The sequence below is a fragment of the Hymenobacter mellowenesis genome, assembly GCF_030581005.1.
Lineage (GTDB): Bacteria > Bacteroidota > Bacteroidia > Cytophagales > Hymenobacteraceae > Hymenobacter > Hymenobacter mellowenesis.
The window spans coordinates 17,990-27,854 of sequence record NZ_JAUQSX010000022.1; the positions used below are offsets into that span (position 1 = coordinate 17,990).

Annotated in this window: 3 protein-coding genes and 1 tRNA gene; all 4 read left to right on the forward strand. The window is 67.8% G+C overall.

The window, feature by feature from the left end; genetic code table 11:
• Positions 1-162: 162 nt before the first annotated feature.
• Positions 163-234 (forward strand) — tRNA-Arg (locus Q5H92_RS25860).
• 438 nt (positions 235-672) lie between these two features.
• Positions 673-2,994, forward strand: coding sequence for an ATP-binding protein (locus tag Q5H92_RS25865; RefSeq protein WP_305014475.1), 2,322 nt, complete (start codon positions 673-675; stop codon positions 2,992-2,994).
• Positions 2,995-3,162: 168 nt separating this feature from the next.
• Positions 3,163-3,999, forward strand: coding sequence for a response regulator transcription factor (locus tag Q5H92_RS25870; RefSeq protein ID WP_305014476.1), 837 nt, complete (start codon positions 3,163-3,165; stop codon positions 3,997-3,999).
• A gap of 317 nt (positions 4,000-4,316) precedes the next feature.
• Positions 4,317-9,860 carry an RCC1 domain-containing protein gene (locus Q5H92_RS25875; RefSeq protein ID WP_305014477.1) on the forward strand — a complete coding sequence of 1,848 codons (5,544 nt, stop codon included), beginning with the start codon at positions 4,317-4,319 and terminating at the stop codon, positions 9,858-9,860.
• Positions 9,861-9,865: the final 5 nt, after the last annotated feature.

A 9,865-nucleotide genomic window follows, 5' to 3' on the forward strand; every position in this document is an offset into this window, starting at 1 on the left:
GTGGATGGAAGGTGAAAGAAGATTGACGTGTGATATGCTTAGGCTTAACTGCATTTGCCAGTCTCGGGTTGTGGCGGAGCTTAGTTGTGAAGCCAAGGATTTTGCCCGCAAATTTGGTAGCCTTCGCTTTTGCGGCTACTTTTGCATTCCTATCCAGGACCTGGTGATGTCGTACAACGGATAGTATGAGAGTTTCCGAAGCTCTTGATTTAGGTTCGATTCCTAACATCACCACACCAAAAAGGCCTTTCGCTCAGCGCGAAAGGCCTTTTTAGTTTTCGAGGCAGCTTCCGGCGGTCCATGAGCTACTGGTATTATGCCATTGGCTCATTATGCCAAGTTGCGAATTGTCATTGGATGGCCATGTCAAGCTGGCCGAGACAATAACCCGTTAATTGATACCCCAGGCGAGACGCCCCGGCCAGCTCGACATGGCCAGCGAGAAACGGTCCGAAGGAAGTTGTTTAATGAAATAATTATCTCATTCTTCCCCTGGTGCATCCGTAGGGCCTATTTTTGCGTAAAATAATGCCCGGGCACTGCGCTCGTTATCAAGCGCCTATGCCCCGTTCTATTGAGCTGACTTGCTGGCAAAATCCCTGCAAAGGGTGGCGCAGGCAGTTGATAGGGTGGGGGCTAATGGGAATGCTTTTGTTACCGAGGCTGGTCCAAGTGGCCCAGGCTCAGGCCAGCCCGCCACAAATTGCCGACGCCCCGCGCCCGCTGCCCCGCGCCCAGGCATCGCCGCCCCCATCCCCAACCACCGACTTGGCCCGCTTGCGAGCCACCCGCCCCCACCCGCCGGCCGACTCACTCAGCCAACTGCTGGCCTACGTGCGCCGGGCCGATGAATTTCGAGGGCAGTCCCGTCCCGACTCGGTGGCCCGCTACCTGCACCGAGCCTGGCGGCTGGCCGGGGCGCGGCAGGCGCGGCAGCAGCCGGTGGTGATAAGGCTGGCCGACCAGCTGGCCCGGCAGTATTACGCCCGGGGCAATTACGACAGTACGCTCTACTACTTCCAGCAGGCGGCCCGGCAGTTTCAGGTGGCGGGCTTCGACAGCATTGGCTACCCCACCGCTTCCCGCGAACTGAAAGAAGTCCACTTAGCCGGCCTCTTGGCGGGAGCCGGCTCGGCCTGCCGCGCCCTAGGCCGCCTGCCCCTGGCCTTGCGCTACTACGAGCGAACGCGGGACCTCTACCAGCAGCAGGACGCGGTGAGCGGCCTGGGCTGGACGCAGTGCCTGATTGGCGAAACCTATGCGGCCCAAGGCAGCTACGCCCAGGCCGAGCAAGCCTACGAGCAGGCGCTGAACACCTACCGCCGCCACGCGCCGCGCAGCAACGGGGAGGCCGGGCAGGGGGTGGCCGACGTGCTGCTCAACTACTACCTACCCCTGCTGCTGGAAGGACGCGGCCGCCACCCAGCCGCCTACGCCAGCACCCTGGCCACCGAGGCCGTCGCCCTGCTACAAGCCGATAACCCGCCCGCCGCGCTGCGGGCCACCCCCAGCGACGCCCTGCTGCTCACGCACCTGAGCCTAGTGCCGGCCCAGGTGGCGCTGCGAGCTGGCCAACCCGCTGCGGCGGCCCCCTGGCTGCGCCGCGCCCGCGCCTGGCTGCGCTACGGGGCCTCGGCCGACACCACGGTGGCCGGCTGGCCGGCCCGCGACCTGCCCTACGCCGAGGCCCGGGCCCTGACGCTGGGCCTGAGCGCCTGGCAGCAGCACCGCGCCCGCCCCGAGCGGGCCCGCCGCCTGCTGGCCCAGGCCGTGGCCCTGCTCACCCAAAATCCTCGCACCGCCCCCCAGCCCAAGCCCCGGCAGGCCCTGGCGGAAATTGCCCTGGCCATGGGCGAGCCGGCTCCCGCGCTGGCGTTGCTGCGGCCCTTGCAGCGGGGCTACCGGCAGTCGGGCAGCCTGCTGCCCCTGAGCCAACTCACTGAGCTGCTCACCCAGGCCTACGCCCAGGCCGGCCGCTACGACAGCGCCTACCGCTACGCCCGCCGCACCCAGGGCCTCACCGATACGCTGCGCCAGGCCCAGCAATTTGCGGCCCTAGCTGCTACCGAGGGCCGGTACCGGGCCCGCGAGCAAGCCGCCCAGATTACCAACCTCACCGAACGCGACCGCCAGCAAGACCGTCAGATACGCTTAGGTGCCGCGGGAGCCGGGCTGCTGGCCTTGCTGGCACTAGCCATTTGGCTGGCCCTGCGCACCACCCGCCGCCTGAACGGGCGGCTGGCCGCCCAGACCGCTCAGTTGCAGGCCCAGGCTGAGCGGCTGGGCGAGCTGGACGTGGCCAAAAATCAGTTCTTTGCCAACGCCAGCCATGAGTTGCGCACTCCGCTCACCCTGGTGCTGGCCCCGCTCGAAACCCTGCTCGACCATCCCACCCAGAAGCTGCCCGCGGCCGTGCGCGCGCCCGTGGCTTTGGCCCACCGCCAGGCCCGCCGCCTGAGCGAGCTGATTGACCGCATTCTGGACCTGACCAAGCTGCAGGCCGGTCATCTCGCCGTGCAGGCCGTGCCTACGGCCGTGGCGCCGCTGCTGCGCCGGGTGGTGGCCTCGTTTGCGCCGCTGGCCGCTGCCCGTAGCGTGGCCCTGCACGGGGCCGAGCCTTTGCCCGAGGAGCTGACCCTACTGCTGGACGCCGACAAGGTGGACCAGATTCTGACCAACCTGCTCAGCAATGCGCTGAACCACACGCCCGCTGGCGGCACGGTAGCCCTGACGGCCGCCTTGCCTGCCGCCGATGGCTTCTATACCCTGACCGTGCGCGACACTGGCCCCGGTATTGCGCCGGCCGAGCAGGAGCGGGTGTTTGAGCGATTCTACCAAAGCCCGCAGAACCAGGCGCAGGGCGGCACCGGCCTGGGCCTGGCCCTGAGCCGCGAGCTGGCCGAACTGCTGGGCGGCACCCTCACGCTGGCCAGCGTGCCGGGGCAGGGGGCGGCGTTTACGCTGCGCCTCCCGGCGGAGGCAGTGACAGTGTAAAGCGCTAGTAGTGAAGGAATAAGCATGGAGAAAAAGCCGGGCTTAGTGGTGAACAAGGAGGTAAGCGTGGAGAAAGGCGCGGGGCAAACGGGCTTGGACAATCTGCCTCAGCTCCCCGCGCCCGTCCTCACCGTTCCCACTCAACCCTCAGCTCTTAACCCTCAAAACTTGCCGAAACCCCGCGTGCTGGTGGTGGAGGACGAACCCGACCTGCGCGACTACCTGCGCGAATTGCTGGCGTCCACCTACGAGGTGCTCACCGCCGCCGACGGCCAAGCGGCGCTGGAGGTGCTCAGCCGCGAAGCGCCCGTCGACCTCATTACCACGGACTCGATGATGCCGCGCCTGAGCGGCACCGAACTGATTGCAAAACTCAAGGCCGACCCCGCCCGTGCTGGGGTGCCGGTGCTCATGCTCACGGCCCGGGCCGACGATGCCCACCGCCGCGCCGCCCTCACCGTGGGCGTTGATGACTACCTCACCAAACCCTTCGCCCCGGCCGAGCTGCTGGCCCGGGTGCAGGTGCTGCTGGCCCGCCACGACGTGCGCCGCCAGTTCGCTGCTCTGACCGGGGACGCGCCGGATGAGCCCGCCACCGCCGCTACTCCGGCAACTCCGGCCGCGCCGGAAACGGAAGTGGCCGAAACCGCCACCGAGGTCCTGGCCCCGCCGTCCGGCGCCGCCGAGCAGCTGCTGCAGTGGCAGGCGCTGGTGGCCGGGCACTTGGCCGACGAGCAGTTTGGGCCGGCCGAGCTGGCCGGTTTGCTACACCTGAGTGAGCGGACGCTCTATCGCCGGCTGGGTGAGTTGGCCGGCCTCACGCCGGCGGCCTGGCTGCGCGAACTGCGCCTCAACCAAGCCCGGCAGCTGCTGGAGGCCGGCGGCTTCGGCACGGTGGCGGCGGTGGCCCAGGCGGTGGGCTTTGCCACGGCCAAGCACTTCAGTAACCTCTACGCCGAGCGGTTTGGCCGCCGGCCCAGCGACTACCGCGCGACGGGGGAGTAGCCCGTGGCCGGCAGGGAGAGGGGCGGGGTGGCGGACAGCTATTACCTACCCGGCTGGGAAAATTGGGTGGCTGAGCCGCCGGATAGGGTCAAAATCCTGCCAAAATTGGAGTGAAAGTGGGACAAAATGAATTTTGGCAGGAATTCGGCCATGTTTTTTTGGCGGAGCATGGAGCTTTGTTGACGGCTATTGGCTGCCGTGCTGCAAGCTCGCCGGTGAGGTGACTTTCGAGGTTGGTGGCCTTAGTCTTGCGCACACATCCGCTCGCCGGCCCAGCAACTACTTCCCGATTTCCTCGCTCCTCAATCCCCTATTTTATGCCTAACATTTCCCCTGCCTGCCTGGGCGCATTGGCCCGGCCTTGGTACGTCCTGCTGGCTAGCCTGTGGCTGGCGCTGCTGCCGCTGCTGGCCCTGGCCGGCGCTCCCTCCGTGCTCACGCTGCAAGCCACGGTGGCGGCAGGCCCCGGCGTCGATGCCACCGTCTTTGTCGACCAGGTGGTGGTGCTGAACGCGAACACCGGGGCGGTGGTCGCCAGCGCCGTGACCAACTCCAGCTTTGAAACCCCTGGGGCCGGCTGGGCCTTTGCTACCAACAGCGGCATCATCGCCAACGGCAGCAACCAATCCAACCCGGCGGCCCCCGATGGCACCAATGCCGGCTACCTGCAAAGCAACGGCAACGGCGTGGGCAGCTTCGGCCAGACGCTGGCTTCGCTGCCGGCCGGCTCCTACCAGCTGCGGCTGCAATTGGCCCAGCGGCCCACCAACACGACCGCGCAGGGCGTGCGTCTGCTGGTAGACGGCACACCGGTGGGCACCTTCACGCCCGCTTTCGGCGCCGGCTACACCACGTACACCAGCACGGCTTTCGTACTCGGTGCCGTGCTGAGCCTTGAGGCGCTGGGCAGCGCCAGCCAGGGCACGGCTACCGACGTAACGGCCTTCGTCGACCAGGTGGAGCTGCTTCACGTGAGCACGGGCACCAGCGCCAGCGTGCCCAACGCCAGCTTCGAAAACACCGGCAGCCTGGGCACGGGCAGCTACGGCTACAACCCCAACGGGGCCGACTGGACGTTTGAGAGCAACAGCGGCCTGGCCACCAACGGCAGTGCCTTCAATAACCCCGCCGCCCCCAACGGCACCCATGCCGCCTTCCTGCAAACCATTAGCAGCGGCAGCGGCTATGTCAGCCAGGAGCTGCCGACCTTGCTCGCGGGCAACTACCGGGTGCGCCTCTACGGGGCGCAGCGGGGCACGGCCCCGGCCGACCAAGTGGTGCTAGTGCGGCTCAACGGCCTGGAAGTCGGGCGCTTTCAGCCCACCACGGCCGGCTTCGTGCAGTACACCCTGCCCTCGGCTTCGACCACCGTAGCGCTGCCCAATAGCCCCCCCGGCAACACCATCACGGCGAGTCCATTTGTGGGGGTGCCGAACACGGTGCTCACCCTGACGGGCACGAACCTGACGGGCACCACCAGCATTGCTTTTGCTGGCGCGGGGGGCGCACGGGTGGTGAGGAGCGGCTTCGTGGTGAACGCAGCGGGCACGAGCATCACCGGGGTAGTGGTGCCCGGCGGGGCCCTGAGCGGGCGGGTGCTGGTGACGGGCCCCGGCGGCAGAATCGGCACGTTCCTGTTCGTGCGGGCCAAAACCCAGGACGCGGGCGACTCCCACACGGTGGCGGTGCGGCCCGATGGCACCCTCCGGGCCTGGGGCGACAACGTCCAGGGCCAGCTGGGCAATGGGACCAGGAACGATAGCAACGTGCCCGTGCAGGCGGGCACGGCCACCAACTGGGTAAGCGCAGCGGCGGGCACTATCTACACGGCGGCGGTGAAGGCCGACGGCACCCTCTGGGCCTGGGGCGACAACGGCTCCGGCCAGCTGGGCGACGGCACGAACACCCAACACAATAATCCGACGCGAGTGGGTACGGCCACGAATTGGGTGAGCGTAACGGCCGGCCAAAGCCACACGGTGGCGTTGCGGGCCGACGGCACGCTCTGGGCCTGGGGTAATAACAGCAACGGCCAGCTGGGCGACGGCACCACCACGCAGCGCACCAGTCCGGTGCAGGTGGGCACGGGCACGAACTGGGTGAGCGCAGCGGCCGGCCAAAGCCATACGGTGGCGCTGCGGGCCGATGGCACGCTCTGGACCTGGGGCGACAACACAGCGGGCCAGCTGGGCAATGGCAGCAGCAGCGCTACGGTCAATACCCTGGTACCCGTGCAAGTAGGCCAGGCCACGAGCTGGGTCAGCGTGACGGCGGGCTACTTCCACACCCTGGCGGTGCGGGCCGACGGCACCCTCTGGGCCTGGGGCAACAACAACAACGGCCAGCTCGGCATCAACAGCACCACCAATAGCCCCAATCCGGTGCAGGTGGGCACGGGCGCGAACTGGATAAGCGTAGACGGGGGCCAGTCCCACACGGTAGCCCTGCAAACCGACGGCACGCTCTGGGCCTGGGGCAGCAATTCCAGCGGCCAATTGGGCAATAGCAGCAGTACCAGTAGCAGCATGCCCGTGCAGGTAGGCACGGCCACGAGCTGGACCAGCGCGACGGCGGGCCGTAGTCACTCGGCAGGCGAGCAAACCTGCAACGCCCTCTTGACCTGGGGCAACAACAGCTATGGCCAGCTGGGCAACGGCAGCAATTCCAACAGCACTGTGCCCGTGCTTATTTTTAATCCCGAGTCTCCTACGCTGCTCACCTTCAGCCCTACCAGCGCGGCAGCAGGCACCACCGTGGCCGTGACGGGCCGGGGCCTTATTGGCATAACGGCGCTGAACGTAAACGGGTTTGACGCCTTTGCCAGCGTGACCAATCTCACCGATACGGGCTTCTCGTTTGTGGTACCGGCCGGGGGAGCCCCGACCACCCCCAACACGACTGTGACGGGCAACTGTGGCGCGAGCAGTACCACGGCCTTTACCATCACAACCGGGCTGACGGCGGTGAGCCCCTTTGTGGGGGTGCCGGGCACGGTGCTCACCCTAACGGGCGTGAACCTGGCGGGCACCACCAGCATCGTCTTTGCTGGCAGTGCGGGGGTGAAGGTGGTGACGAGCGGCTTCGTGGTGAACGCGGCGGGCACGAGCATTACCGGCGTAGTGGTGCCCGCCGGGGCCCAGAGCGGACTGGTGCAGGTAGCGCGGGGCACCTTTACGAGCACCGGGGGCGCGGCCCTGTTCTCGCGGGCCAAGACCCTGGCCACGGGCTACGCGCATACGGTGTCGGTGCGGGCCGATGGCACGCTCTGGGCCTGGGGCAACAACGCCTTCGGCCAGCTCGGCAATGGCAGCACGACCAGCAGCAGCGTGCCCGTGCAGGTAGGCACGGCTACCAACTGGGTGAGTGTGGCGGCGGGCGACTTTCACACGGTAGCGGTGAAAACCGACGGTACGCTCTGGGCCTGGGGCGAAAACTTCCAGGGCCAGCTCGGCAATGGCAGCGCGGCCGACAGCAGCGTGCCCGTGCAGGTAGGCACGGCTACAAACTGGGCGAATGTGGCGGCGGGGGCCTCCCATACATTGGGGGTGACCTCTGCTGGCACGCTCTATACCTGGGGCAGCAACAGCAATGAACAATTGGGAGCTTACATTACCGTAGGCAGTAATAGCCGTGTGCCGGTAGCTATATTTCCGCCATCTAACGCACTTCAGGTTACCACCTGGGTGAGCATAGAAGCGGGCGACCTTCACTCAGTGGGCGTAATGGCGAATGGCACGCTCTGGGCTTGGGGCGACAACGGCTATGACCAGCTCGGCATTCCTGTATACTCCGGCTCCCCCCTCCTACGAACTGGATTAGCGACGCAGGTGGGCACGGCTACCAACTGGGTGAGTGTGGCAGCCGGCTCAAACTATACGCTAGCCCTGCGGGCCGACGGCTCGCTCTGGTCCTGGGGCTATAGCTATGACGGCCAGTTGGGCTTTACTCCCGATATCAGGCAACTTACCAACACGCCGACGCAAGCAGGCACCGACTTAAACTGGACCAGCGTGGCGGCCGGCGAAAGCCACACGGTGGCGCTACGGGCCGATGGTACGCTCTGGGCCTGTGGCAGCAATGCCCAAGGCCAGAGCGTCGGCACCCCCATAGGCGTGTTTGCGCAGGTGGGCACGGCCACGAGCTGGACCAGCGCGGCGGCGGGCGGCTACCACTCGGCGGGCGAGCAAAGCAGCTGCCGCGCCGTGTGGGCCTGGGGCTACAATTACTACGGCCAGGTGGGCGACGGCAGCACCAACCAGCGCAACGCGCCGGTGCAGGTGTTCAACGGCGTGAGCCTGACCAGCTTCTCGCCCGCCAGCGCGCCCGTGGGCAGCACCGTGGCCGTGACCGGCACCGGCCTGCTGGGCCTCACGGCCCTCACCGTGAACGGGGCCAACGCCCTGCCCAGCGTCACCAACCTCACCGACACGGGCTTCTCTTTTGTGGTGCCGGCCGGGGCCGCAGCTACGGGCACCGTTACGGTGGCCGCCAGCTGCGGCACGGCCAGCAGCCCCTTTGCCCTACCGCCCGCGGTGCAGCTCACGGCCATCAGCCCGGCGGCCGAGCTGCCAGGGCAGGAAGTGGTGCTCACCGGCACGGGCTTCGCGGCCGGCAGCACCGTCAGCTTCGGCGGGGTGGCGGCCAGCAGCGTTACTTACACCTCGCCAACCTCGCTCACGGTCGTGGTGCCGGTGGGCGCGGCGGCGGGCAGCAGCGCCGTGGTGGTGGGCACTGGTAGTGGCAACAGCAGCACCAGCAGCCCGGCCTTCGAGGTGTTGCAAGTGTACCGCAGCACCGCCGCCAGCGGCTGCCTGGCCACGGCCAGCGTCAGCATCACGGGCGCGGGCGGGGCCGGCGCGTGGCGCTGCCTGCGCCTGCCCGGCGCGGGTGGGGCCGTGGTGGCCGCCATCGAAGATACCTACAACCTGGGCACCGTGGCGGTGGGCGTTTCGGCACTGGGCACGGCCACCAGCAGCGCCGTGCGCCGCGACGCCGGCAACCGCGCCTACCTCGACCGCAACTTCTACCTCACGGCCACCAATAAAGTCTTCCCCGGCAGCAGCGTGCGGATGCGCTTCTTCGGCCTGAGCAGCGAGCTGGCCCGCCTCACCGCCGCCGATGCCGCCGCCACGGCCGCCACCCTCAAGGCCAGCCAGTACAGCGGGACCAACGAGGACTGCGACCTGACCAACAATGACCCGGCCGGCGAGCGCCGCCTGCTGGCCGCCCCCGCCACGGTGCTGCCGGGGGCCGACTGGTTCACGGCCGAGGCCCGGGTGGCCGACCACTTCTCGGAGTTCTACCTGACGGGCGCGGGCTCGCCGCTGCCCGTGCAACTCACCGCCTTCACCGCTACGCTCGCCCCGAGCCAGACCACCGTGCAGCTGGCCTGGGCCACCGCTTCGGAGCAAAATAGCGCCGCCTTCGAGGTGGAGCGTAGCCTGAGCGGCACGAGCTTCGAGCGCATCGGCACGGTGGCCGCTGCCGGTAGCAGCAGCACTTCCCGCAGCTACGCACTGCTGGACGCTCGCCTGCCAGCCGACGCTACCACCCTCTACTACCGTCTGCGGCAGGTAGACCAAGACGGCACCGCCAGCTACTCGCCGGTGCGCACCGTGGCCCTGACGGGCGCGGCGGCCGGCCTAGCCCTGTTCCCCAACCCGACCCACGGCGGTTCGGCCACGCTCACGGGCGCGCAGCCCGGCACGGTGGTGACGGCGTTCGACGCCCTGGGCCGGGAAGTAACCCGTGCTACTGCCGACGCTTCTGGCACAGCCGCGCTGGCGATGCCGGCCGGGCAGCCGGTGGGCGTGTACGTGGTGCGCGTGGGCAGCACAGCCCTGCGCCTGATGGTAGAATAGCCCCC

Coding starts and splice junctions, on each gene's coding strand:
- Q5H92_RS25875 (WP_305014477.1), top strand. CDS start 4,317: ATGCCTAACATTTCCCCTGCCTGCCTGGGCGCATTGGCCCGGCCTTGG.